The sequence below is a fragment of the Citrobacter sp. XT1-2-2 genome (genome assembly GCF_023516235.1).
In the GTDB taxonomy this organism is placed as follows: domain Bacteria; phylum Pseudomonadota; class Gammaproteobacteria; order Enterobacterales; family Enterobacteriaceae; genus Citrobacter; species Citrobacter werkmanii.
In genome coordinates this window covers 1,950,487-1,976,220 of sequence record NZ_CP097324.1, presented here as the reverse complement: position 1 = coordinate 1,976,220, position 25,734 = coordinate 1,950,487, and the positions used below count along the sequence as shown (strand labels likewise).

Sequence of the window (25,734 nt, the reverse complement as noted above, 5' to 3'; positions counted from 1 at the left end):
CAGGGGGCACATAACTATGCTTCTTTACCATCCGGTAGCACAATGTTGCTGGCGGCTAACTGCCCCATGTTGTGGTACATCGCGCAGGCTGCCTCAATAATTGGCATCGCCAGCGCGGCCCCGCTGCCTTCACCTAAACGCATCCCCATATTCAGATACGGATCCAGCTCCAGATGCGCCAACGCGGTGCGTGCCCCCTTCTCAGCAGAGAAATGTGACGGGATCAGATAGGGTTTAATCTGCGGTGCGATCTGGCAGGCCGCCAGCGCAGCAGAGTATGAAAGAAAACCATCCAGCACGACCGGCAGCCCACAGGAGGCCGCGCCCAGCATCACACCCGCCATGCCAACCAGATCAAATCCGCCCACTTTTGCCAGTACATCGATACCGTCATTGCGATCCGGTTGATTGACGGCAATGGCTCGCCGCACAACCTCTACTTTATTACCTACTCTGGAAAGCGGCAGGTTAGCGCCGATGCCCACCACATCTTCGGCATCGCTGCCGGTCAGCACGCTGACGATAGCCGCCGCGGGCGTGGTATTTGCCATACCGAGTTCACCCACGCCAAACAGCGTTACGCCCTCTTTCGCCAGTTCATGGGTATAGCGGATAACTTCCAGCAGCAGTTCCTCTGCCTGCGAACGGCTCATTGCCGGGCCCTGGGCAATATTGCCGCAGCCGCGCGCGACGCGCATATTCACCACGCCGGGGATAAGCTCCGCGTCAATTCCCACGTCAATGACATGCACCTTTGCCCCAGCCTGAGCGGCCAGAACGCAAACGCCGGTCGTCCCACGCGTCATATTGGCGGCCTGAATAGCCGTGACCACTTTAGGCGAAACGGCAACCCCTTCATCCCAGACGCCATGATCGGCGCACATCACCAGCATCGCTTTGTCCTTCACATGCGGCACACCTTTCAGGCCAGGCATACCAGCCAGTTGCACGGCAAGAGATTCGAGCCGACCCAGACTTCCCGGCGGCTTTAGTAAGCCATCAATATGCTGCTGAGCACGCAGCATCGCGGCACTGTCAGGTGAAGGGATCGCGTGGAGTAAAGAGGTTAAAGTCTGCATAAGGGTTCCAGTATGTTGGCTGACTCAAAGCAGAGCCAGCAAGAATATCAACTCGCCAAGTTCAATGGCTGCGCCCAACGTATCGCCGGTTTGCCCACCCAACGTACGTTTTAATAACTGCCCAAGAATGAAAATCGCCACCATCGTGACAGCCATCGCTGCTACGCCGCGCATGCCCGGAAGCAGCACAGCGGCCAGGATTGCCGCCAACCCCAGTGTGACGCAGGTTTGACGCCCGGTAACTTTGCCGATAAAGACATTGCCCAGCCCTTCTTCGCGGGCGTAGCGATGTCGATACATCAGCAAAACAGCGCTACCCCGCCCGGCGACACATGCCGCAGCCAGCGCCGCCAGCATTGGCGTGCCACGTAAAGCCAGTTCGCTCACCACCAGCACTTTGGCCAGCAAAACAAAAATTAACGCCAGCCCGCCATGGGTTCCCAGGCGACTGTCGCGCATGATTTCCAGCATCCGTTCGCGTCGACGGGCAGAAAAAATACCGTCACAGGTATCCGCCAGACCGTCCAGATGAAAACCGCCGGTCAACAACGCCAGCGTCAATACGGCAAATAAGGCTGCCAGTGGAGTACCACACCAGGGCTGCAGCGCCATAAAGACCAGCCCCGTCAGCCCGCCCAGCACCACGCCTATCAGGGGAAACATCACGATACCGCGCGAATAGTGCTCGAAATCCAGTCCTTGCGACCAGCGAGCAGGAACGGGCAAGCGGCTGATAAAAGAAAGCATTGCCCAGAACAACTTACTCATTTAATTTTGACTCCAATTCCTGATACCACCAGCCACACCTCATCAGCTGCCGTCGCCAGTCTCTGGTTCACGCGTCCGGCAATATCGCGAAAATGCCGGGCCAGACGGTTCTCCGGAACAATCCCCATTCCGACTTCGTTAGTCACCAGGACCACCGTTGCCGGGCAACGGTGACAGGCAGCAATCAGCAAACGGATCTCATCCTCGATGGACTGCTCCATCGCCGCGTAATCCCAGCTATCCGGGTCGCTGTCGCCGCCCAGAGCAAACAGCAGATTGGTCACCATGGTGGTGATGCACTCCAGCAAAATGGCTTCCTGAGGATCGTTTGTTGCCGTAATCAGTTCATCGAGATGTTGCCAGCGCTCGGCAGTACGCCAGTGCGCAGGGCGTCCATCGCGATGGTGCTGAATTCGCGCCGCCATCTCCTCATCAAAAATCTGCGAAGTCGCGATATACAGAACGTTCGGGGAATCAGCGATTAGCGCTTCCGCATGTCGACTCTTGCCGCTTCGTGCGCCGCCCGTAACCAGAATCATCATACGGGCTCCCGGTGTTGCTTCATGATGGTATAAATTTTCTCAATATCGATGTGTTGCCGCATCGCATCCGCCAGCAGATCAAACTGCTGCGATTTATATTGCGCGTAATGGAAGGTGGAATCCAGCGGTGCTAATCCTTTGCGTACGCGCAGGCCATTCACCAATGCACGGGTAAATTCATCGCTGTCGAACAGACCGTGAAGATAGGTGCCGAACGCCAGGCCATCCGGTGTTACCGCGCCGTCAGCCACATGTCTGCCTTCTTTGCGCAGCGTCATCACCGACTGGCATGCTTCGGATAATGCCGTTTCGCCCATATGGATTTCATAACCGCGAACGGATAAGTCTGCCGCGCCCGCCAGCCAGTCGGGCAGCGAAGAAGACATTTTCCCCTCAACCAGGGTCGTGGTTTTATGCTGGGCAAAATGGGTCACCGTATTAAGCAAGCCCAGACCCGGCAGCGTACCGAGCCCTGATTCCACCTCATCAATGATGGTATCGCCGAGCATTTGGTAGCCACCGCAAATCCCCACCACCGGAACGTTATTACGATGCAATTGCACGACGCCATGCGCCATTCCGCTTTCACGCAGCCACATCAGATCGCCCAGCGTGTTTTTGCTGCCTGGCAGAATCACCAGATCGGCCCCCGCCAGTTCTTCAGGCTGGCGAACATAGCGCACGCGCACATCCGGCTGAGCAGCAAGCGCATTGAAATCAGTAAAATTAGAAATGTGCGGGAGTTGAACAACGGCAATGTCGATGTCGCGTTTGTCAGTACGCAGATACTTGCCCTTTTGCAGCGCCACGCCGTCTTCATCTTCCAGATCAACATCCAGCCATGGCATGACGCCCAGCACCGGAACGCCGGTCAGCGCTTCAATTTGCTCGATACCGGAGTACAGCAACGCCACATCACCGCGAAACTTATTGATGATCACCCCTTTTACCCTGGCCCGTTCATGGTCATGCAGTAGCGCCAGCGTGCCGTAAATAGAGGCAAACACGCCGCCGCGATCGATATCGGCCACCAGAACGACCGGGCATTGCGCCATCTCAGCCATGCCCATATTGACGATATCGCGATCGCGCAGGTTAATCTCAGCGGGGCTTCCCGCGCCTTCCAGCACCAGCACATCGAACTCCTGCGCCAGACTGTTATACACTGACAGGATCTGCTCCCTCAGGCGCGGCTTATACTCGTGGTAACTCACCGCATCCATATCGGTCGCCACTTTGCCCATCAGCACAACCTGCGCTTTACGATCGCTGGTCGGCTTAAGCAGCACCGGATTCATACGCACATCCGGCGTAATGCCGGCCGCCTCAGCCTGAAAAATTTGCGCGCGGCCCATCTCTTTACCCTCTGGCGTAATGCCCGAGTTCAGCGCCATATTCTGCGATTTGAACGGCGCGGTACGCAGTCCGTCCTGATAAAAAATTCGACACAGCCCGGCGACCAACACGCTTTTACCCACATCAGATGCCGTTCCCTGCAACATTATTGCCTGCGTCATGACGCCTCCTTCAGTGCGTTCTCTCGCATACGACTAAAAAATTCAGCCTCTGTTTTACACAGCGGGAAACCCAGCTCAGTATGCAGCTTCACCAGCCAGGGCTGGGTCAATCCAGCTTGTTCAATAAGATCCGTCCGGGCGAAAACCTCACCCGGCGTGCCGTGCGTCAGCACTTCACCCCGGCGTAAAACGTAAACTGCATCGCTGACCTCATAGATAAGATCGATATCATGGCTGGAGATAACCACGTGGTTTCCTTGCGCTACGATGCGTTTGATTATCTCAATCATCTGCGTGCGGCCTGATGGGTCAAGGCCTGCAGTAGGTTCATCCAGTAGCAGATATTGCGCCTGCAACACCAGCGCACCGGCAATCGCCACGCGTTTTTTTTGCCCGTGGCTTAAACACTGAATAGGCTGATGGCGAAAATGCTGGGCATCAACCAGCGTGAGCGCATCTTCCACCCGACGTGAGATTTCAGCTTCATCCACCCCAAGGTTGCGCAGACTGAACGCAATATCGCTGTCGATATCGGTATAAAAGATTTGCTGATCGGGATCCTGAAATACGGTTGCCACCTGCTGGCGCAGCGCCAGCAGGCCGCGCTTGCTGTAATCCAGCGGTTTGCCCTGCCACATCACCGCGCCTTGCTGCGGTCGCAATAACCCGCTCAGATTCATAAACAGCGTGGATTTCCCGCAGCCATTGGCCCCTACCAGCCCGGTGACGGCATGCGTAGAAAAGTCCAACGTTAGCCCTTTGAGGATCGGGTCATCCTGATAGCGAAACCAAAGCGCTGAAGTGGCAAGCATACTTTTCCTTACAGGTGAAAATCACCTTGATACAGTTTGATATCCAGTGTGGTGGTCATTTGCTGGTAGCGGATCAACACACGGGTAAATAACAATCCCACCAGCATCGCCAGCGAGCGGTAGCCCAACGGCAAGCTACGATAACCAAAACGCAGCGTTTGCGCGCGATGAATAGCCAGCGCCTCGTCTAACAGGATAAAAATAAACCGCCAGGTCAGCAGGATCTGTTCAGTCAGCAGGCGAGGAACGTGCGCGCGTTTGAGTAAAATAATCAACTGCGGAAACGGCAGATTCAGCACTAACCAGAAGGTTGCCGCCAGCGCCGCAAGGCTGCGCCAGAAGGTTTCATTGGCAGTGACCAGGCCTGGCGCGCTCACGCCTAACCAATAGCTTCCTACGGGGATACTGGCCAGCAGGGTTTGCGGATCGCGGCTAAAACTAAACAGGATGGTCACAACACCAACCGTCAGAAAACCAAACGGCAATGCCATCCAGCGGCACCAGCGCCAGAAGGAAATGCGCAGCAGCCAGCAGCTCAGCGCGGCAATCAGTAACAGCTCGATACCCTGCCCCAACGGGGGCAGGGTAAACGCCAGAATCATCATCATCAGCCAAAGCAAAAATTTCCGCACCGGCGAGACATGAAACCAGCGGCTTTGATAGCTAAGCCTGTCAAGCCCGGTCATCACGGCGTTGTCTGCCCTTGGTGTAACCCAGAATGTAGAAAATTACGGCTGCGCCCAGCGACCCCTGGAGCGTAAACAGCAGGCTTTCAATTTCGCCACTTGCCGGTTCGTACAACGGCTGAAACCACGGCTCATAATGCGGAGCGATAGCCTGAATCTGGCTTTCCGCCTCACCGTCTGAACCACCGTACTCTCCACCGTGGTTGATAAAGAACGGCAGGATCACCAGCGCCACCACCATGCATAACAAAATCAGCGTCTTTTTCATCGTTAATGTCCTTGTGCGGTTATCAACTGGCGTTTGGTTAGCTGGTCATAAATCATTACGGTGAGCAGACCTTCCGCAATCGCGATGGGGATCTGCGTCAGGCAGAAAATGCCCATGAATTTCACAATCGACCCCATTGCGCCTGCGGACGGATCCGGGAACGCAACGCCCAGTTGCACCGAGGTAACAAAATAGGTGACGAGATCCGCCAGCATGGCGCACAGGAAGACGCAGACATCCCGGCGTAGCCCCGCGCGGCAGGCCATTTTCCACACCATGTAACCTACTACCGGGCCAATCACCGCCATCGACATACCGTTGGCGCCGAGCGTCGTTAAACCACCGTGCGCCAGCAGCAAGGCCTGGAACAGCAGGACGATTGCACCGAGAATAGCGACCACACCCGGTCCGAACAGGATAACCGCCAGCCCGACACCAGTCGGATGCGAGCAGCTTCCGGTAACGGAAGGAATTTTCAGCGCCGACAGCACAAAAATAAACGCGCCGCAGAGGGCCAGTAACACTTTTTGGTGGCTGTCTTCCTGGACGATTTGACGCAAGCGCACTAATCCGTACCACAGGCAAGGTAAAAACAGCAGCCACCAGGCCAGCGCCCACATTGGCGGCAAGAAGCCTTCCATAATGTGCATGGCGAACGCTTGCTCAGGGACAATCATCAGTAATAGCGCCGCAGCCAACCCGCTGAAAGACAGCTGTTTAAGCTGTTGTTCAAGCTTCATTGTGCATACTCCCACTGTTTATTAACCAGAATGGTCGAGAAATAAGGCAGCGGCTGGTCGTCGCTGACTTCGTTGAGATGACGCCAGCACTGCTCACCCGGCAGCGTGGCTTCAGACATCATCAATGCGCAATTCAACAAGCCCTCTTGTTGCAGCAACGCTTTGATGCGCGCAAAACGACCGTACACTTTCATCAGCACCAGGCTGTCATGCCGCTTTAACGCCTGCTGGATTTCCGCTTCCGGCGCGGTACAGGAGACCACCGCCAGCGACTGTTGCTCCATGGCGAGCGGCGTTTTCGAACGCGCGGCAATCGCGGCGAAAGAGGTCACGCCCGGAACGATTTCCAACCAGTCAGGACAGCCAATACGCTGGAGTAAAAAGACCCAAGTACTGAACAGCATGGCATCACCAAGGGTAATAAAACCAACCTGTTTACCGGCCTCCACTTCCTGAACCAGCGCGGCGGCAACCTCATCCCAGACAGCCTCTTTTTCAGCGCTGTCGGCACTCATTGGAAAATGGCAGCAGCGGACTTCGGTCTGCTCGCCGATATACTCCCGCACGATTGACAGCGCCAGGCTGTCGCCGCCTTTACGCCCGGCAGGCGCATAGAGAATATCGAGCTGACCCAGCGTGCGGGCGGCGCGCACGGTGATGAGATCGGAAGCGCCTGGCCCGGTGCTTAACGCGTACAGTTTTCCGCTCATGCCGCTTCCTCCAGCGCCACATTCAGCGCCTGCTGTAAATGCGCCACAAACATGGCGCGCACCGCCGGATTCTCACCCAACCCACTGAGCCACGGCGTAGCCCGTATCCCGGCCGCATTAAACAATGTCTTCCACGAATCGTCTTCGTCGGAGGCCATATCATTGATGGCATGGTCGCCAGCAACTAACATCAGCGGCATCAGATGCACCGCCGTCACCCCTTCCTGAGACAAACTATCAATTAACACATCCACTTCCGGGTAGCTTTCCACCGCCCCGACCCGCGCCGGGTAGCGCTGCGCCGTCATCATATGATCGAGACAGGCATAAGCGGCAAAGGCATGATGGCTGGCTCCGTGCCCCATAAAGACCACTTTTTCCTTTTCGCCAAGCGGCGGCATCTGCTGTTGCAGCGCCAGCATCAGCTGCGCGTAATCTTCATGGCTGCTCAGCAGCGGTACGCCAAGCGTCAGGCGAGAAAACAGCGGACGCATACTTTGTACTTCGCGGACTATTTTTTCGTATTCGTCGCCGTTGATGATGTGCAGCGACTGAATAGCCACATCCTGATACCCCTGCTCTGCCAGCTTTTGCAGCGCCTGCAACGGCGTGTCGATATCAATGCCGTCACGCTGCTTGAGCTTGCGGATAATCATCCCGGAGGTAAACGCACGGAACAGGTCACGATCCGGGCAACTGGCCGCGAGATCGCGCTCGCAGGCCACAATATTTTTCTCACAGGTGTCGTGATAGCTGGTGCCAAAGCTGACCACCAGAAGCGCCTTTTTCATCTCTAACTCCTTAAGCAGCGGCCAGCCAGCGCGTTAAACGCGCCCTAAATGCGGCCTGACTTTCCAGTAACTCTTCTCCCGTCACCAACGGTGCCGGACGTGTAATCACGATGCAGGGGATACCAGCATCCAGACAGGGTTGAACTTTTTCCTGATAACCACCTTCCGCACCAGATGCTTTGGTGATCACCACATCAGCCTGACACTGACGGTAAAACGCGGCGTTGAACTCGGCGCTAAACGGCCCGCACAACGCAAAAATTTCACCGACGCCAAAACCCAGATCCGCGCATTGCTGAATGACCTCAGGTACAGGCAGAACACGCGCCAGCAACGTTTTTTCCGCTAATCTTTCACGCCAGATGGCTAAATCTTTACTGCCGGTGGTGAGCAACACGCGTTTACCGAAGCGTCGCGCCACCTCGCAGGCTTGCTGAATACTCTGTACGGTAAACAGATGCGGGTGGGTTAAACCACTCAACTGCTCAGGACGCTGGTAGCGGCTCAGCAGCACGCCCGCCGCTTCGCAAGCGCTCACGATATTGCGGCTCACCACCTCGGCATACGGATGCGAGGCGTCAATCACCCAGCGCGTCCGATTTTCCTGCAGCCAGGCAATCATTTGCTCACGCTCCAGACGTCCGCAACGCACCTGGCCTTTGATGTCTCCCGCCAGCTGCTTCCCCGTTGGGGTCGCCACTGACAGGGTGTAGGCCACGTTTGCCGCATCCAGTTGCTGGCACAGCATGCGCGCATCGCTGGTACCGCCCATGACCAACACGTCACCGTAATTCACAGCACATAACCTCGTGGCGTGATCATCAGGCCGTCCTGCACGTAGGTTGTTTTGTTGCCAACGATCACCAGACTGGTCATATCAACCGGTTCAAAGTCCATTTCACCGAGAGTGGTCAGCCATTTTGCCTGCTTTTTACGTCCGGCTGATTTCACAATACCCACCGGCGTTTGCGCGCTCTTGCTGGCGGAAAGCAGCTCAAATGCGCGCGCCAGATGTCCTTCGCGACCCCGGCTGCGCGGGTTGTAGAAACAGATAACAAAGTCGGCTTCGCCAGCGGCAACAATGCGTTTTTCGATAACCGGCCATGGCGTCAGCAGATCGCTTAAGCTGATGTGGCAGAAGTCGTGCATCAACGGCGCGCCCAGTAAGGAGGCGGCGGCGATGCTGGCAGTCATGCCTGGGATCAGTCTGACCTCAACTTCCAGCTTTTGCTTACTAACCAGCTCCAGCACCAGCCCGGCCATCCCGTAAATTCCCGCATCACCGCTGCTGATGAGTGCCACATTGTGACCCGCCTGCGCCAGTTCGATCGCCGCCTGACAGCGTTCAATCTCCTTACACATCCCGGTTTTGATCACCTGTTTGTCGCCAGTAAAGGCCTTAACCAGATGGGTGTAGGTTTTATAGCCAACGATGATTTCCGCTGCCTGTAGTGCTTCAACGGCTTCCATGGTCATCATTGCCTGCGAGCCAGGGCCAATTCCAATTACGCTTAACATCAGTGTGAAACTCCCAAAGTGATAGTGACGCCCTGTTCTCGCAGGGTCTCGCCTAACAGTTGTCCGTGGCTCAGCAGCCAGGCTGCAGGACCAGAAACGCTTCCTGTCCCCACCGTTTTACGAACAAACGATGAGGCCGGAAAACGGTGTTCATGCTCACGCAGCGCGTCAGCGGAAAAGGTTTCGAAAGGCACGCGGCAGCACGAAGCCAACTGGATGAGCCCCTGTTCATCTTTTTTCAGCGTGATACTGCCAATGGCTTTGAGCGCCAGCGGGTCGAGTTGCTGGGCTTCAAGTTGACGGGCAAGCAGCGCAGCCAGCAGTGGAAACGGTGTGTCGCGGCGACAACCAATTCCGGCCACGACCCGCTGCGGCACCAGCTTCCAGTGCGGAACAGGCAGTTCGGGTAAGTTGGTGCGTAAGGTGATACACACCAGCGCATCCAGTTCGGGAAGCTGATTGAGATCGGTTACCGTAATAAAACCACGGCGATCGCAATGGCTGATATCCTGGGTCAGTTCGTCATCCCACCACAGGCCAACCCGTTTGTTGCTGACCAGCATCTGATTCACGATCTTCACCGCCGAACGGAAATCGCTCATCCGGGCATTCAACTGGAATGCCAGCGTATCCAGGGCCGCCATATCGTTGACATCCGTCGCCGTGGTGATTACCGGGTCGGCGCCCAACATGCCTGCCAGATAACGCGCCAGCGCATTCGCGCCCCCTGCATGGCCGGAGAGCAGGCTGATGACATGCTGGGCACGTTCATCAATGACCACCACCGCCGGATCGCAAAATTTATCGTTGACCAGCGGGGCCAGTACGCGCACCGCAATGCCAGTCGCCCCGATAAAAATCAGCGCCGAATAATTCATAAACGCTTCGCGGGCGGTATTGGCAAAGCCGTTTTCAAAGGGAATAAACCCCTCCTCCAGCAGCTTTTCACTGGTAAAACAGGTGACCGGCAGCATAGCCGCCAGACGTTTCGCCAGCACAACGCCGCCTGGCGTCAGGCAAAAAAGCGCAATTGACTCAGGCTTTACGGTATTCATGGCTAAAGTCCGCCGCATAGAGTTTGGAGTAGTGATACTCCGAGCCCAGGAAATCACCGACCAGAATCAGGGCCGTTTTGCGGATGCCCGCGTCGCGAACCTTGTCGCCAATATCCGCCAGGGTACCGCGCACGGTCTGGCTTTCCGGCCAGGTCGCTTTGTAAATCACCGCCACTGGCGTGGTCGCCGGATAACCGCCTTCAATCAAACGCTCGGCCACCCGATGAATACGCTGGACGGAAAGATAAATCGCCATAGATGTCTGGTGACTGGCAAACGACTCCAGTTGTTCGCGCTCGGGGACCGGCGTGCGCCCTTCCAGACGGGTAATGATCAGGCTTTGGGAGACTTCAGGCACGGTGTACTCCACGCCGAGTTCCGCTGCCGCACCGAGGAATGCGCTGACGCCGGGCACCACCTGCCAGTCGATCCCGCGTTTGGTCAGTTCCTCGCCCTGCTCGCGGACGGAACCGTACAGTGAGACATCGCCAGTTTGCAGACGCACCACGGTCTTGCCAGCCTTCACGCCAGCTTCCATCAGATCGAGGATCTGCTCCAGATGCAGTTCAGCGCTGTCGTGGCATTCAGCACCGGCGGGGCAATATTCCAGCAGTTCGGTGTTAATCAGCGATCCAGCGTAGATAACCACCTGCGCCTGCTGTAGCAAACGGTAACCTTTGAGGGTAATCAGCTCGCGATCGCCAGGACCTGCGCCAACGAACCACACGCTACGGGGATCAAAAATCTCAGACATGGTTTCCTTCCTTCTGACAGGCGATAACAAATACGGGGTTATTCGGTTTGAAATAATGACCACTGCCAAGCGTGGTAAGCGAGGAAACCTGTAGCTGCAGGCAATCCACTCCCTGTACGCCAAGATGGTCCAGATGAGCCAGCGCGGTATTGAGGTTTTCCTGGAGGATAAACGTCATTACCAGCCGCCCGGCGGGATGCAGTTGACGCATCGACCAGTCAATGAGATCGGTCAGATGCCCACCGCTGCCGCCCATAAAAATGGCATCGGCTTTTTCGGCGATGGTCATTGGCGCAACGCCGGGAAAAATGTCGATATTTGCGCAGGCAAAATGCTGGCGATTTTCATCCAGCAACCTGAGCGCCGCCGGGTTACGTTCGATTGCCGTCACACGCAATCCTGGATATTGCAGCGCCGCTTCTATCGACACGCTGCCTGTTCCCGCACCAATATCAATCAGGTGACTGGCGCGGTGTAATTCAAGTTTTGAGAGGGCAAGTGCGCGTACCGCTTCTTTGGTCATCGGCACCTTCTCTCCACGCAGAAACAGCTCATCTTTCATCAAGGATCACCACTGCATTCATGTCATAGTCGGCATTAATTTCACTCACAGGCAGGACATGGATCCGCTCGTTTTCCATCGCCAGGTTTTCGCCAATAACCATCCAGCGATGTCCCTTGCCTCGAGTGATTAGCTGCTGCGCGATTTCACGTGGGCCGCACAACGCATCTGTTACCATCCCCACCTTGTTATGTCGGGCCAGTTCATCGAAACAGACGCTGCGCCCGTGGCTACTGGTCAGCCACATATCGTTCATATCGATACCGGACTGCGCACACAGATACTGCACCGCGCTAATGCCGGGAATAATGCGTACCTGCCCGATGCCAAAATGCGCCACCATGCGCGTCCCAATTCCGTAGAACAGCGGATCGCCAGACGCCAGCACGACGACATGCTTATCCTTGTGCGCAGTTACCCAGTTCAGGAGCTCCGCGATATTGGCGCCAAGAGCAAACCGTTCACCGGTGAAATCCGGGAATTGCTGCAAATGCCGCTTACCGCCAACCAGCACATCAGCCGTTGCGACCGCTTCACGCGCCGCAGGCGTCATCAAATGCAAACCCGCGGGTCCCATTCCCACAACGGTTAACATTGCATCTCCTCAGCAATTTCTGCGATCGGGCGATTACTGCCAAGCACCTGATTGTCAAACGAGAACATGATCGCGTCGCAGGTCGGGGGATTTTTGGTAAAGCGCAACGTTTGCAGAACGCGCATACAGATCCGCTCCGCCAGATGGTTATAAATATGCTGAAAGCCGTACGCGTCGATGTGTTCCATCGCCGCTTCGGTAGTATCGCAGTCGCTGACCAGCCTCAGCAGTTCCAGAGGCGCGCCAAGCAACGCGAGATGGGCCACCAGCGTTTCCATACGCGCATCGGCAATATGGCTGTGGGTATGGAAGATCCCCGCCGCGATTTTGATAAGTTTCCCGGGATGTCCCACCAGCACGATTTGCCGAAATCCCAGACGGACGGCTTCTTCAATCATGTAGCCGACAAAGTTGCTCATGGTGACCACAACCTGGGTGTCGATGCCCATCTGTTCACGCACAAAACGTTCACCGTGGTTTCCCGGCACCAGAACCACGCGATCCAGACCCGCCGCGCGTTTAATTTCCAGCTCCAGCGACAGCGAACGCTTCCAGCTCTCTTCCGACATTGGCGTGACGATACCCGTGGTGCCAATAATCGAAATACCGCCCAGAATGCCAAGCCGCGAGTTGTAAGTTTTTTGCGCCCGCTCTTCGCCTTCCGGCGCGAAGATTTCAATCTGCGCCCCACGATTTGGACCAATCGCTTCACGTACCGCCGACTCAATGGTCTGGCGAGGTGTGCGGTTAATCGCCGAACTCCCCACCGGTAGACCGATCCCTTTGCGGGTAACCGTACCGACCCCTTCACCGCCCTGTAAGGCGATCACGCCACTATCATCTAACGTCACGCGGGCAAAAATCAGCATGCCATGCGTGGCATCGACATCATCGCCACCGTCTTTACGGATCGCGGCTATCGCCTGCTGCCCTTCGATATGCGGCGATTCGACGTTCAGGCACAGCGTCACCCCGGAAGGCGTCACGATGGAAACCTGATGGATCAGGTGCTGGCGCAATACCATCAGCGCCGCCACTTTTGCAGCCGCCGTCGCACACGATCCCGTGGTATATCCTTTACGCAGCGCTTTGCCGTTGTGCCACACCGGCGTATCGAAGGCCTCGCTCATCGCGCCCCCTGCATGTGATAAAGCATGGCATTGACGATAGCAGCGGCGACGTTACTCCCCCCTTTACGTCCTAACGCAGCAATGGCCGGCAGGTTGCTTTGGGTCAGGGCATCTTTCGACTCTTCAGCACCAACGAACCCGACCGGTACACCAACCACACCGCTAACCGCAACATCATGCTCAAGCAGGCGGAACAGCGCTGTCGGCGCGTTGCCAAAAACAAACAGCTTTTCCCCCTCTTCTTTCACCGCAATATCGACAGCCGCCATTGAGCGGGTGATCCCCTGCTCTTTTGCCGTACGTACGACTCGTGGATCGCTGATATAGCAGCGGCACTCGCCGCCAAATTTTGCCAGCAGCGTTTTATTGATCCCGGAAAGGGCCATGGTGGTATCGGTATAAATCACGCTCGAACGGCTAAGCGCCGCGCAGAACTGCTCCAGCACATCACTGGAAAACCACAGAATGTCCAGCCAGTCGAAATCCGCCGTGGTGTGAATGACCCGCTTGATAATGGCTTCATGCAACGGACTGGCAAACTGATAGTCCGGACGGGTTTCACGGATAATCTCGCCTATAATGTCGAAACTTTTGGCCTCAATAGCCTGGGGTTGCTGGATATATTGCATAGTGTTGTCCTCAGGCTACACCGACCAGCAGCCACCGCAGCGCGATAAACAGCGCCAGTGCCAGCGTCGATGCCACCCACATCAATCGAATCGTATGGGAAATGTCGTCTACCGAAATGTCGCGTTGTGCATCACCAATCCACGGTTTCTCAACGCGCTCGCCAAAGTAGTCATTAGGGCCACCCAGACGAATACCTAATGCCCCGGCAACGGAGGCCTCCGACCACGCGCAGTTTGGGCTACTGTGGTTATAGCGATCGCGCCAGCCGATCTGCAAAGCACGCGAACCGTCCTGACGGCATAAAAATGCAGCAACGCCCAGCAGCAGCCAGCTCAGTCTCGCAGGAATATAATTTGCGACATCATCCAGACGCGCGCTGACCATACCGATAGCGCGGTATTTTTCATGTTTGTAACCCACCATGGAGTCAAGGGTATTTACCGCTTTGTAGGCCATCGCCAAAGGCGCGCCGCCGAGAAGAAGGAAAAACAGCGGCGCGATGATGCCATCAACGGTGTTTTCGGCCACGGTTTCCACCACGGCACGATTGATCTGCTGAGGTTGTAATTGCGAGGTATCGCGACCTACGATCCAAGATAACTTTTCCCGACTTGCGGCAAGGTTACCGGCACGCAACGGACGTTCGACATCCTGCGCGGCGTTCGCCAGACAGCGCCCCGCCAGCACGGTAAAGATCATCCAAACCTCTACCACCCAACCAAGCCAGGGATGAATAGAGTGCGCCAGCGCCAGTACGCCCCAGGACACAGTCCAGGTCAGGCCAACCACCACTACCCACATCGCCGCGCCACCAATGCGCAACGCACGATCGCTATGGCAGTAGCGCCGCACGACTCGCTGCATGGCAGAAATCAGATTGCCAATCCAGCGCACCGGATGCGGCCAGTTCTGCGGATCGCCGATAATAAAATCAAGCAGCCAGGCAACACACCACGCAAGGATCGTCATAGCGCGCTCCTCGCGGCTGCCAACCAATGGTTAAGCATCTGCGGACGTTGAGCAAAATGAACGTGTAGATAGCTGGCGAAAGTGTTACCCACCTGCCAGCCGCCGGACCAGGTCTGCAACGTTTTGCCATCGCGCACTTTGCGACAGTGCATCACCGCGGGAGTTTCAGGAATAAAATCTGAGTAGTGAAATTCATGCCCGCGCAGCACTTCGCCTTCTGCAGCTAACAAGGTTTGCTGCGCGGCCTGCGCCTCGCAGTAGCCAAATCGGGTCAGACGTTTCCCCATTTTACTGTGACCGGGAATGATATCCGCCATCAACCAGCTATCACCGTGGCTGTCCTCCAGCGAACTGCCGAGATACATCAGCCCACCGCACTCGGCGTAAATCGCCACGCCGCGGTGATGTGCGGCTCGCAATTGCTTAAGCATCGGGACATTGCGGGCCAGAGCCGCAGCATGTAACTCAGGGTATCCGCCACCCAGCCAGATCATCTGACAATCAGGTAAACAGGTGTCGTGCAACGGGCTAAAACGCACAATCTTCAACCCCGTGCGTTCAAGCAAAGTAATATTGTCCGGGTAATAAAAGTTGAACGCTTCGTCATCAGCGATAGCAAGCGTTAGCCCTTCTCCGGCATCAGTATCGGGAAGCGTAGGCCATTCACCCGCAGGGAGGGTGTTTAGCTGGCTTAATTTCAGTAGAGCATCGATATCCAGCGTCTGCTCCAGCGTCGCGGCAAAGGCCTGCCACGGCTGCTGATTGATAACAGATTCACGCGCGGTAACCAGCCCCAGATGACGCTCCGGAAGCGCAACGCCTTCCATACGGGGAACGTAGCCTAATACAGGAACGGAACAGTAACGCTCAATCGCCACCTTCAGCAGCTGATAATGCGTTTCGCTGTTGACCCGATTAACGATCACCCCGGCGATGTTCAGCGTGGGATCAAAATGCTGAAAACCCATTACCGTTGCGGCTATCGAGGTGGAAACAGCTTTACCATCAACCAGTAAGATGACCGGGCAACCTAACTGTTTGGCCATCGCGGCGGTACTGCAGTAGTTCGGGTCGGTACCATAACCGTCATACAACCCCATCACGCCTTCAATCACGGCGATATCGGCATGTTGCATCTGCTCGCGGAATAAAGCATTGAGAGTGGAAGCGGGAAGCATGAAGCTATCAAGATTGCGGGAAGCGGTACCGCATACCGCTGTATGCCAGCCGGTATCAAGGTAATCAGGCCCCACTTTGCAAGGCTGGACGCGTAAACCGCGTTTTTTCAACAAGCTCAACAAGCCCAGCGTCACCGTGGTTTTACCACAGCCGCTTCCGGTACCTGCAAGAACAAATGCGTGAAAATTGGCCGCCATACCCTGATCCTGTTCAGGGTGGTAGGGGTGTAGAGATACCCAGTCTCTCGACTGTATGCATCTGAACCACCCACTTCCCACCGAAGTTGTTGGTAGTCACTGACAGGCAGGTCTTCTGGCTTAGCGTCATCCTCACCCGTCCTTCCCAATCTTGCGATCAGTGGTCCATACGGGGTCGTCAGCATCACAGCAGCGGGGGCTGCGGGGGATTATCACCCCCTTCCCTACCACAAATGTGGCAAACCTGTCAGTTCAGGAGCCTTAATTAAGCTCCCTGTTATGAGGTAAATTCACGACCTCATGACAATAATTCAATTTAATATCTTTCCGGGTTCATTCAACCAATTATCTGGCATAAACCCACTTATTCACATGGTCACATTTTGAATGAAAGTGTCCGCAAAGAATAAAGAAAGTCAGGCATACAGACACTGTATCTCATCACAAAAATAAAAACTGGTGCAGTTTATCCCTCTAATACTATTATTTTGTTGCGCTATGACAATTTATTGACTGCTGTTGTTACTTTTCATTTTATAATTACTGACATAGCGCCCGATATCAAAAATCGGCAATAGCAAAATATTGCTATTTAAGCGGACTCACCGCGTGAAATGACATTTATTTGCTGGCGAAATGCCTGCGGCGTAACCTGATACGTCTGGCGGAATACTTTGCAGAAATAACTGGTTTGTGAAAAGCCTAAATTACGCGCAATGCTGGCTATGCTCCAGTCACTATGACAGAGCAACTCTTTGGCACTCGCCATTCGCTGTTGATTTACCCAGGCGTTAAACCCGATACCCTGATATTTTTTGAACAATTTACTGAAATAGTAAGGGCTAAGGTAAACATGAGACGCAACATCTTCCAGGCGTAACTCATCTGACAAATGCGCATCAATATAGCGCAGCGCTTTTTTCATTTTGCTGTCGTGAGGATTCGGCGTTCGGTTGGCGCGTACTGGCTCTGCCTGCTGCGGGTTGTCTTTGATAACCACAAAATTTAGTTGTTTTTTAAGGCAATTTTCCACGATGAGCTTTAGCAGATCCGCCGAGGCGATAACGCGCGAATAGTCCATCTCCGGCACATTACGAAATTCACTGAGCAGTTCGGGATCGGCTTGCCAGCGGTCATCGACGTTCAGGATATCCACCAGGCCGACATCGTTACTTAAACGCACCTGACCGCACAATACGAACCCAACCAGGTGACCCGCAATTACCAGCGGAATTGAAAAGTCGGTAAGCCCCGCGTGGCAGCGATAGATGCAGGGTTGATCGGATTTTGAAGCTTCCAGCCCGCCACAGCGATCGCTCATACGACAACGGGTACTGTGCTGAGGATGCTGGCGCATCAACTGACAAAAAGGGGTGAAATTAAAAAGCTCAGAAATTTCATCACCGTGAATATTGACAACCACAACAGCCAGACTGGTGGCCTGCGCAAAATCCTGTGCGATTTTATTAATGAGTTCTGAGTTCAGGGCACTCGCAGAAATCATGATAAAACCTCTCAGTTAATTTATTGTTATAAATAAAACATACTATTTACACATCCAGTTTCATCTCGCTTTCCTGGGCGCTGATGAAAGTCATCATCGAACATAACAAAAGTCTCCCATTGTGGGGAGACTTTTTCAGCGGTTCAGGAAACCGGATCACGAAAACAGTTTTTACGCTTTAAAAATAAACATCTTCCGTGAAGCTAGCTCTCATTTTCCTCCAGTTTACACGTATTACACGGTAAATTTTTGCCAATAAAATAACGATAAATTGCTGCGCCCGCGCACGCACCGATGATGGGGGCCACAATCGGTACGATGAAATAAGGGATATCACGCCCGCCAGTCATCGCCACATCTCCCCACCCGGCCATCCATGCAAATAATTTTGGACCGAAATCACGTGCCGGGTTCATCGCAAATCCGGTGAGCGGCCCGGTAGATGCACCGAGAACAGCCACCAGAATGCCAATCAATAAAGGCGCCAATGGCCCTCTGGGGACGCCATTACCGTCATCGGTAAGTGCCATGATCATGCCCATCAGAATGGAAGTGATCACTACTTCAACCAGCGCAGCCTGCCAGACGCTGAGCGCCGCCGCTGGATAAGTACTAAAAATACTGGCCAATTGCAGGCTTTCAAGGCTGCCGCGTACCATTTGATGGGCAGACTCATATTCGGTAAATAGATTTCCGTACAGCAGATAGGCTAGCAACGCGCCGCCAAAGGCACCCGCAACCTGCGCTACGGTGTATGGCACAACTTTGCGCCCCGGAAAACAGGCAAATAACCACAGGGCGATGGTGATTGCGGGATTGAGATGCGCGCCAGAAATCCCCGCTGTCAGGTAAACGGCAAGCGAGATCCCCAACCCCCATATGATGCAGATCTCCCATAATCCCAAACTGGCGCCCGCGACTTTAAGTGCGCTCAGGCATCCGATGCCAAAAAACAAAAACAGCCCGGTACCCAAAAACTCAGCAATGCATTGCGCTTTTAGTGAATCGTTCATTGTGACACCTTCTAAGCAGAGTTCGTGTCTTTACCAGCGGACTCCTTGCTGGTACGTAGAATACTTCAAGGCTTACTATAAAAAGCCGTATCGGCAAAATGTTGGCAATCTGAAGGCGGCATGCCCCTCAAAATCGTGCTGAGATAGCAAATTCTTGCTATCACTTTTATTAAAACAGGTGAGAACACAGGGAAATCCACTATTAGTGGTACATTTGTGAAACGATAAAATATTGCTATTGGCAGAATTATGTTTTCAGACAATCATCACATTTTCATTTTTCCGCATAGCAAATGCCATTTTTAATGTCACTAACAAAAGTGTAAATATGGAATTAACATAACTAAATATTCATATTATGAAAATAAAAAATAACCATTAAAAACAAAAAGATAAAATAAAACACAGCAATTTTATATCACCATAACCTCACTATTTTTTCATTCATACTTTCAACTCAGCCATTCTTTTTCCTCGCTTCTTTTTATAGTCATGAATATCGGGACAACCCAGGCGAGGTCTTTATGCAACAAGAAGCGTTAGGAATGGTAGAAACCAAAGGCTTAACTGCAGCCATAGAGGCCGCAGATGCAATGGTGAAATCAGCCAATGTAATGCTGGTCGGCTACGAAAAAATTGGTTCGGGGCTGGTAACCGTTATTGTCCGCGGCGATGTCGGCGCAGTCAAAGCAGCAACAGATGCCGGCGCTGCCGCAGCCCGTAATGTGGGAGAAGTGAAAGCCGTACACGTTATCCCGCGCCCTCACACCGATGTAGAAAAAATCTTACCGAAGGGAATTAGCTAATGAGCAGCAATGAGCTGGTTGAACAGATCATGGCGCAGGTGATTGCTCGCGTGGCAACCCCAGAACAGCAGGCTATCCCTGAAAATAATCACCCAACACGAGAAACGGCTATGGCAGAGAAAAGCTGCAGTTTAACGGAGTTTGTCGGTACCGCGATTGGCGACACCGTCGGTCTGGTAATCGCCAACGTAGACAGCGCCTTACTGGACGCGATGAAACTTGAAAAACGTTATCGCTCCATTGGCATCCTTGGCGCCCGTACTGGCGCGGGTCCGCACATTATGGCCGCCGATGAAGCGGTAAAAGCAACAAATACGGAAGTCGTCAGTATTGAATTACCACGAGATACCAAAGGCGGCGCGGGCCACGGCTCGCTGATTATCCTCGGCGGCAACGATGTTTCCGACGTGAAACGCGGAATTGAGGTTGCGCTGAAAGAGCTGGATCGCACCTTTGGCGATGTTTATGCCAACGAAGCCGGTCACATCGAGATGCAATACACCGCCCGCGCCAGCTACGCGCTGGAAAAAGCCTTTGGCGCGCCGATTGGCCGCGCCTGTGGCGTGATTGTCGGCGCACCAGCCTCCGTGGGTGTCCTGATGGCTGATACTGCGCTGAAATCCGCCAATGTGGAAGTTGTAGCCTACAGCTCCCCGGCCCATGGCACCAGCTTCAGCAACGAAGCCATTCTGGTCATCTCTGGTGATTCCGGCGCAGTTCGTCAGGCTGTTATCTCCGCCCGTGAAATCGGTAAAACCGTACTCGGGACCCTCGGCTCAGAGCCGAAAAACGATCGTCCGTCCTATATCTGATATCAGTGAGGCTGATTCATGAGATCGAAAAGATTTGAAGCACTAGCGAAACGCCCTGTGAATCAGGATGGTTTCGTTAAGGAGTGGATCGAAGAAGGCTTCATTGCGATGGAAAGCCCGAACGACCCTAAACCATCGATTAAAATCGTCAACGGTACTGTGACTGAACTGGACGGCAAATCCGCCAGTGAATTTGACTTAATTGACCATTTCATTGCCCGCTACGGCATTAACCTGGCGCGCGCTGAAGAAGTCATGGCCATGGACTCGGTTAAACTGGCCAATATGCTTTGCGACCCTAACGTGAAACGCAAAGACATCGTGCCGCTGACCACCGCCATGACACCAGCAAAAATTGTCGAAGTGGTGTCCCATATGAACGTCGTCGAGATGATGATGGCCATGCAGAAAATGCGCGCTCGTCGAACTCCGTCTCAACAGGCGCACGTCACTAACGTCAAAGATAACCCGGTACAGATTGCCGCTGACGCTGCAGAAGGCGCATGGCGCGGATTTGACGAACAGGAAACGACCGTTGCCGTCGCACGCTACGCGCCATTTAACGCCATTGCCTTGTTAGTCGGTTCACAGGTTGGACGCCCTGGCGTGTTAACTCAGTGCTCTCTGGAAGAAGCAACCGAACTTAAGCTCGGCATGCTGGGCCACACATGCTACGCGGAAACTATCTCCGTCTATGGTACAGAACCCGTCTTTACCGACGGCGACGACACACCATGGTCGAAAGGCTTCCTCGCCTCTTCCTACGCCTCTCGCGGCCTGAAAATGCGCTTTACTTCCGGCTCTGGATCTGAAGTTCAGATGGGTTATGCCGAAGGTAAATCGATGCTTTATCTGGAAGCCCGCTGCATTTACATCACCAAAGCCGCTGGCGTGCAGGGTTTGCAAAACGGCTCAGTAAGCTGCATCGGCGTGCCTTCCGCCGTGCCGTCCGGTATTCGTGCGGTTCTGGCCGAAAACCTGATCTGTTCTTCTCTGGATCTGGAATGCGCCTCCAGCAACGACCAGACCTTTACCCACTCGGATATGCGTCGTACCGCGCGTCTGCTGATGCAGTTCCTGCCAGGTACTGACTTCATCTCTTCCGGTTATTCCGCGGTGCCGAACTACGACAACATGTTCGCCGGTTCCAACGAAGATGCTGAAGACTTTGACGACTACAACGTTATCCAGCGCGACCTGAAAGTGGACGGCGGCCTGCGTCCGGTTCGAGAAGAAGATGTTATCGCCATTCGTAACAAAGCGGCCCGCGCGCTGCAGGCTGTGTTTGCCGGGATGGGATTACCGCCAATCACTGATGAAGAAGTGGAAGCTGCGACTTACGCTCACGGATCGAAAGATATGCCAGAGCGCAACATCGTTGAAGACATCAAATTTGCACAAGAGATCATCAGTAAAAATCGCAACGGTCTTGAAGTGGTAAAAGCGCTTGCTCAGGGCGGGTTTACCGATGTTGCGCAGGACATGCTCAACATCCAGAAAGCCAAGTTAACCGGGGATTATCTGCATACCTCCGCCATTATCGTTGGCGACGGACAGGTGCTATCCGCAGTAAATGACGTCAATGACTATGCCGGTCCGGCAACAGGTTATCGCCTGCAAGGCGAACGCTGGGAAGAGATCAAAAACATCCCTGGCGCACTTGATCCCAACGAACTTGGCTAAGGGGTGAAAAATGGAAATTAATGAAAAGCTGCTGCGCCAGATAATTGAAGACGTGCTGTCTGAAATGCAGACCAGCGACAAACCCGTCTCATTCCACGCATCGACAGCGGCAAGCGCGCCGCAGGCCGCAGCGATACAGGGCGACAGTTTTCTGACTGAGATTGGCGAAGCTAAACAAGGTCAGCAGCAAGACGAAGTGATTATTGCCGTAGGTCCAGCGTTCGGGCTCTCACAAACCGTCAATATCGTCGGGATCCCGCATAAGAATATCTTGCGCGAAGTGATTGCCGGGATTGAAGAGGAAGGCATTAAAGCACGCGTTATCCGCTGCTTTAAATCCTCTGATGTCGCGTTTGTCGCCGTGGAAGGCAACCGTCTGAGTGGTTCCGGGATCTCTATCGGCATCCAGTCAAAAGGCACCACGGTTATCCACCAACAGGGATTACCGCCGCTTTCTAATCTGGAACTGTTCCCTCAGGCGCCGCTTCTGACGCTGGAAACCTATCGTCAGATCGGTAAAAACGCCGCGCGTTATGCCAAGCGTGAATCTCCGCAACCGGTCCCTACTCTGAATGACCAGATGGCTCGACCTAAGTACCAGGCGAAATCGGCCATTCTGCACATTAAAGAGACCAAATATGTCGTGACGGGCAAAAACCCGCAGGAACTGCGCGTGGCGCTTTGATAAAGGATAACTCCATGAATACCGACGCAATTGAATCGATGGTTCGGGATGTGCTGAGCCGGATGAACAGCCTGCAAGGCCAGTCCGCAACTCCGGTTGCGGCAAGTTCATCAGCACATACCGCGAAAGTCACGGATTACCCTCTCGCGAATAAACATCCTGAGTGGGTAAAAACCGCGACCAATAAAACCCTGGATGATTTCACGCTCGAAAATGTTCTGAGCAACAAGGTGACGGCACAGGACATGCGCATCACGCCCGAAACGCTGCGCCTGCAGGCGGAAATCGCCAAAGATGCCGGGCGTGACAGGCTGGCGATGAACTTTGAGCGCGCCGCAGAGCTAACCGCTGTACCTGACGATCGCATCCTGGAGATCTACAACGCGCTACGCCCGTATCGCTCGACTAAAGATGAGCTGATGGCTATCGCTGACGATCTCGAAAATCGTTATCAGGCAAAGATCTGTGCGGCTTTCGTTCGTGAAGCGGCTGCGCTGTATGTTGAGCGTAAAAAACTCAAAGGCGACGACTAACTCAGGGACAGGATCATGCGATATATAGCTGGCATTGACATAGGTAACTCATCAACGGAAGTCGCTCTGGCTACCCTGGATGAGTCTGGCGCGCTGTGTATTACCAACAGCGCCCTGGCAGAAACCACCGGGATAAAAGGCACATTGCGTAATGTGTTTGGCATTCAGGAGGCACTTACGCTGGCAGCAAAAAACGCCGGCATCAATGTCAGCGATATTTCGCTCATCCGTATTAACGAAGCCACTCCGGTCATTGGCGACGTGGCGATGGAAACAATCACCGAAACCATCATCACTGAATCCACCATGATCGGCCATAACCCTAAAACGCCGGGCGGTGTCGGGCTGGGTGTTGGCATTACTATTACGCCGGAAGAGCTGCTCAGCCGTCCGGCGGATACACCTTATATTCTGGTGGTGTCATCAGCATTTGATTTCGCCGATGTCGCCACGATGATTAATGCCTCGGTACGCGCCGGATACCAGTTAACTGGCGTAATTTTGCAGCAAGACGATGGCGTGTTGGTCAGCAATCGTCTGACTCACCCCCTGCCCATCGTGGATGAAGTGCTTCATATCGACCGTATCCCATTGGGTATGTTAGCTGCTATTGAGGTCGCGGTTCCCGGAAAGGTCATTGAAACGCTTTCTAACCCCTACGGGATTGCAACTGTCTTTGGTCTCAATGCCGACGAGACTAAAAACATTGTCCCGATGGCGCGCGCGCTGATCGGCAACCGCTCTGCCGTGGTGGTGAAAACGCCGTCAGGCGATGTGAAAGCACGAGCCATTCCCGCCGGAAATCTGGAGCTACAGTCACAAGGGCGTACCGTACGCGTCGACGTTGCAGCAGGCGCTGACGCGATTATGAAAGCCGTTGGTGAGTGCCCGAAACTGGATAATGTTACCGGCGAAGCGGGGACCAATATTGGCGGCATGCTGGAACATGTACGCCAGACAATGGCTGAATTAACCAACAAACCCAGTCAGGAAATCTTTATTCAGGATCTACTGGCGGTTGATACCTCGGTTCCCGTCAGCGTGACCGGTGGACTTGCCGGTGAGTTTTCTCTGGAACAGGCTGTCGGTATTGCCTCAATGGTGAAATCAGATCGCCTGCAAATGGCAATGATTGCCCAGGAGATCACGCAAAAGCTCAACATTGATGTCCAGGTTGGCGGGGCTGAAGCCGAAGCGGCCATTCTCGGGGCCTTAACCACTCCGGGTACGACGCGACCACTGGCTATTCTGGATCTCGGTGCGGGATCGACCGACGCCTCCATCATCAACCCGAAAGGCGAAATTATTGCCACACACCTGGCGGGCGCGGGCGATATGGTCACGATGATTATTGCCCGTGAACTGGGGCTGGATGACCGTTATCTGGCCGAAGAGATCAAAAAGTACCCGCTAGCGAAAGTTGAGAGCTTGTTCCATCTTCGCCACGAAGATGGCAGCGTTCAGTTCTTCCCTGAGCCTCTTCCGCCAACGGTTTTTGCCCGCGTGTGCGTAGTAAAACCTGATGAGCTGGTGCCCCTGCCAGGCGAACTGGCGCTGGAGAAAGTACGGGCCATTCGCCGCAGCGCCAAGGAGCGCGTTTTTGTCACCAACGCGCTCAGAGCGTTACGTCAGGTGAGTCCGACCGGGAACATTCGGGATATTCCCTTTGTGGTGCTGGTTGGTGGCTCGTCCCTGGATTTCGAAGTACCGCAACTTGTAACCGATGCGCTGGCGCATTATCGCCTGGTTGCCGGGCGCGGCAACATTCGTGGCACCGAGGGTCCGCGCAATGCGGTCGCGACCGGGCTGATTCTCTCCTGGCACAAGGCGTTCGCTCATGGAAAGTAATCTCAACACGCCCGCTATCGTTATCTTCACCACCGGTGACTGTGCTGACACCTGGAACGATGTGCTGCTGGGTATTGAAGAAGAAGGGATCCCGTTTGTGATTCAGGAGAACCATTCAGCCGACGTTATCCACAACGCATGGCTCGCGGCATGCCAGTCGCCGCTGCTGGTTGGCATTGGCTGCAGTCGCGAAAAACTGGTCGTGCACTACAAAAATCTACCCGCGTCAGCGCCGCTTTTTACGCTGATGTATCAACAAGATAACCACGCTCGTCGCAGCATCGGTAATAACGCTGCGCGGCTGGTTAAAGGCATTCCATTCCGGGAATGCCACTCATAACCCACAGG

At 54.4% G+C, this 25,734-nt stretch carries 29 protein-coding genes and 1 riboswitch; of the genes, 7 read left to right on the top strand and 22 right to left on the bottom strand.

The annotated features are described in order from the left end of the window. Positions 1-14: 14 nt before the first annotated feature. The 22 genes from cobT to pduF all read right to left on the bottom strand — a co-directional run bounded on the left by cobT (position 15) and on the right by pduF (position 19,019). Positions 15-1,079: a nicotinate-nucleotide--dimethylbenzimidazole phosphoribosyltransferase gene (cobT, locus tag M4I31_RS09260; protein ID WP_085047984.1), complete on the bottom strand. Its 1,065-nt coding sequence runs from the start codon at positions 1,077-1,079 to the stop codon at positions 15-17. A gap of 24 nt (positions 1,080-1,103) precedes the next feature. Further along, positions 1,104-1,847 (bottom strand): adenosylcobinamide-GDP ribazoletransferase, encoded by a 744-nt coding sequence (gene cobS / locus M4I31_RS09255; protein WP_038641631.1) that lies wholly within the window; start codon positions 1,845-1,847, stop codon positions 1,104-1,106. Next, a complete protein-coding gene (gene cobU, locus M4I31_RS09250; RefSeq protein WP_069323548.1) occupies positions 1,844-2,389 on the bottom strand; it encodes a bifunctional adenosylcobinamide kinase/adenosylcobinamide-phosphate guanylyltransferase in 546 nt (181 codons plus the stop codon). The genes cobS and cobU overlap by 4 nt, the downstream gene beginning before the upstream one ends. Continuing rightward, positions 2,386-3,906 carry a cobyric acid synthase gene (locus tag M4I31_RS09245; RefSeq protein ID WP_085047983.1) on the bottom strand — a complete coding sequence of 507 codons (1,521 nt, stop codon included), beginning with the start codon at positions 3,904-3,906 and terminating at the stop codon, positions 2,386-2,388. Before M4I31_RS09245 ends, cobU begins: the two co-directional genes overlap by 4 nt. Then, complete coding sequence (locus M4I31_RS09240) at positions 3,903-4,718, bottom strand: energy-coupling factor ABC transporter ATP-binding protein (protein ID WP_038641638.1); 816 nt, start codon at positions 4,716-4,718, stop codon at positions 3,903-3,905. The genes M4I31_RS09245 and M4I31_RS09240 overlap by 4 nt, the downstream gene beginning before the upstream one ends. A gap of 8 nt (positions 4,719-4,726) precedes the next feature. Further along, complete coding sequence (locus M4I31_RS09235; protein ID WP_016156861.1) at positions 4,727-5,404, bottom strand: energy-coupling factor ABC transporter transmembrane protein; 678 nt, start codon at positions 5,402-5,404, stop codon at positions 4,727-4,729. Further along, positions 5,391-5,672 carry an energy-coupling factor ABC transporter substrate-binding protein gene (locus M4I31_RS09230; RefSeq protein ID WP_038641640.1) on the bottom strand — a complete coding sequence of 94 codons (282 nt, stop codon included), beginning with the start codon at positions 5,670-5,672 and terminating at the stop codon, positions 5,391-5,393. Before M4I31_RS09230 ends, M4I31_RS09235 begins: the two co-directional genes overlap by 14 nt. Positions 5,673-5,674: 2 nt before the next feature. Further along, positions 5,675-6,412: a cobalt ECF transporter S component CbiM gene (gene cbiM / locus M4I31_RS09225; RefSeq protein ID WP_038641642.1), complete on the bottom strand. Its 738-nt coding sequence runs from the start codon at positions 6,410-6,412 to the stop codon at positions 5,675-5,677. Next, positions 6,409-7,122 (bottom strand): cobalt-factor II C(20)-methyltransferase, encoded by a 714-nt coding sequence (locus M4I31_RS09220; RefSeq protein ID WP_085047982.1) that lies wholly within the window; start codon positions 7,120-7,122, stop codon positions 6,409-6,411. The genes cbiM and M4I31_RS09220 overlap by 4 nt, the downstream gene beginning before the upstream one ends. Further along, a complete protein-coding gene (locus M4I31_RS09215) occupies positions 7,119-7,913 on the bottom strand; it encodes a sirohydrochlorin cobaltochelatase (protein WP_038641645.1) in 795 nt (264 codons plus the stop codon). The genes M4I31_RS09220 and M4I31_RS09215 overlap by 4 nt, the downstream gene beginning before the upstream one ends. 10 nt (positions 7,914-7,923) lie before the next feature. Beyond that, on the bottom strand, positions 7,924-8,709 hold the full coding sequence (locus tag M4I31_RS09210) for a cobalt-precorrin-6A reductase (protein ID WP_085047981.1): 786 nt from the start codon (positions 8,707-8,709) through the stop codon (positions 7,924-7,926). Next, a complete protein-coding gene (locus tag M4I31_RS09205) occupies positions 8,706-9,431 on the bottom strand; it encodes a precorrin-3B C(17)-methyltransferase (RefSeq protein ID WP_085047980.1) in 726 nt (241 codons plus the stop codon). Before M4I31_RS09205 ends, M4I31_RS09210 begins: the two co-directional genes overlap by 4 nt. After that, a complete protein-coding gene (gene cbiG, locus M4I31_RS09200) occupies positions 9,431-10,486 on the bottom strand; it encodes a cobalt-precorrin 5A hydrolase (RefSeq protein WP_038641649.1) in 1,056 nt (351 codons plus the stop codon). The genes M4I31_RS09205 and cbiG overlap by 1 nt, the downstream gene beginning before the upstream one ends. Further along, positions 10,467-11,240, bottom strand: a complete 774-nt coding sequence (locus M4I31_RS09195) for a cobalt-precorrin-4 methyltransferase (RefSeq protein ID WP_085047979.1) — start codon at positions 11,238-11,240, stop codon at positions 10,467-10,469. Before M4I31_RS09195 ends, cbiG begins: the two co-directional genes overlap by 20 nt. Continuing rightward, complete coding sequence (locus M4I31_RS09190; protein ID WP_038641653.1) at positions 11,233-11,802, bottom strand: decarboxylating cobalt-precorrin-6B (C(15))-methyltransferase; 570 nt, start codon at positions 11,800-11,802, stop codon at positions 11,233-11,235. Before M4I31_RS09190 ends, M4I31_RS09195 begins: the two co-directional genes overlap by 8 nt. Then, positions 11,792-12,397, bottom strand: a complete 606-nt coding sequence (locus M4I31_RS09185) for a cobalt-precorrin-7 (C(5))-methyltransferase (RefSeq protein WP_061381971.1) — start codon at positions 12,395-12,397, stop codon at positions 11,792-11,794. Before M4I31_RS09185 ends, M4I31_RS09190 begins: the two co-directional genes overlap by 11 nt. Continuing rightward, a complete protein-coding gene (cbiD, locus tag M4I31_RS09180) occupies positions 12,391-13,527 on the bottom strand; it encodes a cobalt-precorrin-5B (C(1))-methyltransferase CbiD (RefSeq protein WP_038641657.1) in 1,137 nt (378 codons plus the stop codon). Before cbiD ends, M4I31_RS09185 begins: the two co-directional genes overlap by 7 nt. Continuing rightward, complete coding sequence (locus M4I31_RS09175; RefSeq protein WP_008785140.1) at positions 13,524-14,156, bottom strand: cobalt-precorrin-8 methylmutase; 633 nt, start codon at positions 14,154-14,156, stop codon at positions 13,524-13,526. Before M4I31_RS09175 ends, cbiD begins: the two co-directional genes overlap by 4 nt. A gap of 10 nt (positions 14,157-14,166) precedes the next feature. Next, a complete protein-coding gene (gene cbiB, locus M4I31_RS09170; RefSeq protein ID WP_085047978.1) occupies positions 14,167-15,126 on the bottom strand; it encodes an adenosylcobinamide-phosphate synthase CbiB in 960 nt (319 codons plus the stop codon). Continuing rightward, on the bottom strand, positions 15,123-16,502 hold the full coding sequence (locus M4I31_RS09165) for a cobyrinate a,c-diamide synthase (protein ID WP_085047977.1): 1,380 nt from the start codon (positions 16,500-16,502) through the stop codon (positions 15,123-15,125). Before M4I31_RS09165 ends, cbiB begins: the two co-directional genes overlap by 4 nt. Before the next feature lie 87 nt (positions 16,503-16,589). Further along, positions 16,590-16,765, bottom strand: a riboswitch (cobalamin riboswitch). 329 nt (positions 16,766-17,094) lie between these two features. Continuing rightward, positions 17,095-18,006 carry a regulatory protein PocR gene (gene pocR / locus M4I31_RS09160; RefSeq protein ID WP_006683984.1) on the bottom strand — a complete coding sequence of 304 codons (912 nt, stop codon included), beginning with the start codon at positions 18,004-18,006 and terminating at the stop codon, positions 17,095-17,097. 203 nt (positions 18,007-18,209) lie between these two features. Continuing rightward, on the bottom strand, positions 18,210-19,019 hold the full coding sequence (gene pduF / locus M4I31_RS09155; protein WP_085047976.1) for a propanediol diffusion facilitator PduF: 810 nt from the start codon (positions 19,017-19,019) through the stop codon (positions 18,210-18,212). 524 nt (positions 19,020-19,543) lie between these two features. On the opposite strand from pduF, the gene pduA reads away from it, so the two are divergent. The 7 genes from pduA to M4I31_RS09120 are packed head-to-tail and all read left to right on the top strand — an operon-like array spanning position 19,544 to position 25,726. Next, a complete protein-coding gene (gene pduA, locus M4I31_RS09150; protein ID WP_003030255.1) occupies positions 19,544-19,825 on the top strand; it encodes a propanediol utilization microcompartment protein PduA in 282 nt (93 codons plus the stop codon). Beyond that, the gene (gene pduB, locus M4I31_RS09145) at positions 19,825-20,637 is read left to right on the top strand and encodes a propanediol utilization microcompartment protein PduB (RefSeq protein ID WP_003030252.1); all 813 of its coding nucleotides are present in this window, start codon (positions 19,825-19,827) and stop codon (positions 20,635-20,637) included. Before pduA ends, pduB begins: the two co-directional genes overlap by 1 nt. 18 nt (positions 20,638-20,655) lie before the next feature. Continuing rightward, a complete protein-coding gene (gene pduC, locus M4I31_RS09140; protein ID WP_038641668.1) occupies positions 20,656-22,320 on the top strand; it encodes a propanediol dehydratase large subunit PduC in 1,665 nt (554 codons plus the stop codon). A gap of 10 nt (positions 22,321-22,330) precedes the next feature. Continuing rightward, positions 22,331-23,005, top strand: coding sequence for a propanediol dehydratase medium subunit PduD (pduD, locus tag M4I31_RS09135; RefSeq protein ID WP_085047975.1), 675 nt, complete (start codon positions 22,331-22,333; stop codon positions 23,003-23,005). Between the two features lie 14 nt (positions 23,006-23,019). Beyond that, positions 23,020-23,538: a propanediol dehydratase small subunit PduE gene (gene pduE, locus M4I31_RS09130; protein WP_085047974.1), complete on the top strand. Its 519-nt coding sequence runs from the start codon at positions 23,020-23,022 to the stop codon at positions 23,536-23,538. Between the two features lie 15 nt (positions 23,539-23,553). Next, a complete protein-coding gene (locus tag M4I31_RS09125; protein WP_038641673.1) occupies positions 23,554-25,386 on the top strand; it encodes a diol dehydratase reactivase subunit alpha in 1,833 nt (610 codons plus the stop codon). Then, the gene (locus M4I31_RS09120) at positions 25,376-25,726 is read left to right on the top strand and encodes a glycerol dehydratase reactivase beta/small subunit family protein (protein WP_038641675.1); all 351 of its coding nucleotides are present in this window, start codon (positions 25,376-25,378) and stop codon (positions 25,724-25,726) included. The genes M4I31_RS09125 and M4I31_RS09120 overlap by 11 nt, the downstream gene beginning before the upstream one ends. Positions 25,727-25,734: the final 8 nt, after the last annotated feature.

What these genes read in the sequence shown, in the direction of transcription:
- M4I31_RS09175 (WP_008785140.1), bottom strand. Translation starts at nt 14,156, where the DNA reads ATGCAATATATCCAGCAACCCCAGGCTATTGAGGCCAAAAGTTTCGAC.
- cbiB (WP_085047978.1), bottom strand. Translation starts at nt 15,126, where the DNA reads ATGACGATCCTTGCGTGGTGTGTTGCCTGGCTGCTTGATTTTATTATC.
- M4I31_RS09205 (WP_085047980.1), bottom strand. Translation starts at nt 9,431, where the DNA reads ATGTTAAGCGTAATTGGAATTGGCCCTGGCTCGCAGGCAATGATGACC.
- M4I31_RS09125 (WP_038641673.1), top strand. Translation starts at nt 23,554, where the DNA reads ATGCGATATATAGCTGGCATTGACATAGGTAACTCATCAACGGAAGTC.
- pocR (WP_006683984.1), bottom strand. Translation starts at nt 18,006, where the DNA reads ATGATTTCTGCGAGTGCCCTGAACTCAGAACTCATTAATAAAATCGCA.
- pduD (WP_085047975.1), top strand. Translation starts at nt 22,331, where the DNA reads ATGGAAATTAATGAAAAGCTGCTGCGCCAGATAATTGAAGACGTGCTG.
- M4I31_RS09195 (WP_085047979.1), bottom strand. Translation starts at nt 11,240, where the DNA reads ATGTCTGAGATTTTTGATCCCCGTAGCGTGTGGTTCGTTGGCGCAGGT.
- pduC (WP_038641668.1), top strand. Translation starts at nt 20,656, where the DNA reads ATGAGATCGAAAAGATTTGAAGCACTAGCGAAACGCCCTGTGAATCAG.
- cobS (WP_038641631.1), bottom strand. Translation starts at nt 1,847, where the DNA reads ATGAGTAAGTTGTTCTGGGCAATGCTTTCTTTTATCAGCCGCTTGCCC.
- pduB (WP_003030252.1), top strand. Translation starts at nt 19,825, where the DNA reads ATGAGCAGCAATGAGCTGGTTGAACAGATCATGGCGCAGGTGATTGCT.
- pduF (WP_085047976.1), bottom strand. Translation starts at nt 19,019, where the DNA reads ATGAACGATTCACTAAAAGCGCAATGCATTGCTGAGTTTTTGGGTACC.
- pduA (WP_003030255.1), top strand. Translation starts at nt 19,544, where the DNA reads ATGCAACAAGAAGCGTTAGGAATGGTAGAAACCAAAGGCTTAACTGCA.
- M4I31_RS09120 (WP_038641675.1), top strand. Translation starts at nt 25,376, where the DNA reads ATGGAAAGTAATCTCAACACGCCCGCTATCGTTATCTTCACCACCGGT.
- cbiM (WP_038641642.1), bottom strand. Translation starts at nt 6,412, where the DNA reads ATGAAGCTTGAACAACAGCTTAAACAGCTGTCTTTCAGCGGGTTGGCT.
- M4I31_RS09215 (WP_038641645.1), bottom strand. Translation starts at nt 7,913, where the DNA reads ATGAAAAAGGCGCTTCTGGTGGTCAGCTTTGGCACCAGCTATCACGAC.
- cobU (WP_069323548.1), bottom strand. Translation starts at nt 2,389, where the DNA reads ATGATGATTCTGGTTACGGGCGGCGCACGAAGCGGCAAGAGTCGACAT.
- cbiD (WP_038641657.1), bottom strand. Translation starts at nt 13,527, where the DNA reads ATGAGCGAGGCCTTCGATACGCCGGTGTGGCACAACGGCAAAGCGCTG.
- M4I31_RS09165 (WP_085047977.1), bottom strand. Translation starts at nt 16,502, where the DNA reads ATGGCGGCCAATTTTCACGCATTTGTTCTTGCAGGTACCGGAAGCGGC.
- cbiG (WP_038641649.1), bottom strand. Translation starts at nt 10,486, where the DNA reads ATGAATACCGTAAAGCCTGAGTCAATTGCGCTTTTTTGCCTGACGCCA.
- M4I31_RS09230 (WP_038641640.1), bottom strand. Translation starts at nt 5,672, where the DNA reads ATGAAAAAGACGCTGATTTTGTTATGCATGGTGGTGGCGCTGGTGATC.
- M4I31_RS09235 (WP_016156861.1), bottom strand. Translation starts at nt 5,404, where the DNA reads ATGACCGGGCTTGACAGGCTTAGCTATCAAAGCCGCTGGTTTCATGTC.
- M4I31_RS09190 (WP_038641653.1), bottom strand. Translation starts at nt 11,802, where the DNA reads ATGAAAGATGAGCTGTTTCTGCGTGGAGAGAAGGTGCCGATGACCAAA.
- M4I31_RS09240 (WP_038641638.1), bottom strand. Translation starts at nt 4,718, where the DNA reads ATGCTTGCCACTTCAGCGCTTTGGTTTCGCTATCAGGATGACCCGATC.
- cobT (WP_085047984.1), bottom strand. Translation starts at nt 1,079, where the DNA reads ATGCAGACTTTAACCTCTTTACTCCACGCGATCCCTTCACCTGACAGT.
- pduE (WP_085047974.1), top strand. Translation starts at nt 23,020, where the DNA reads ATGAATACCGACGCAATTGAATCGATGGTTCGGGATGTGCTGAGCCGG.
- M4I31_RS09185 (WP_061381971.1), bottom strand. Translation starts at nt 12,397, where the DNA reads ATGTTAACCGTTGTGGGAATGGGACCCGCGGGTTTGCATTTGATGACG.
- M4I31_RS09245 (WP_085047983.1), bottom strand. Translation starts at nt 3,906, where the DNA reads ATGACGCAGGCAATAATGTTGCAGGGAACGGCATCTGATGTGGGTAAA.
- M4I31_RS09220 (WP_085047982.1), bottom strand. Translation starts at nt 7,122, where the DNA reads ATGAGCGGAAAACTGTACGCGTTAAGCACCGGGCCAGGCGCTTCCGAT.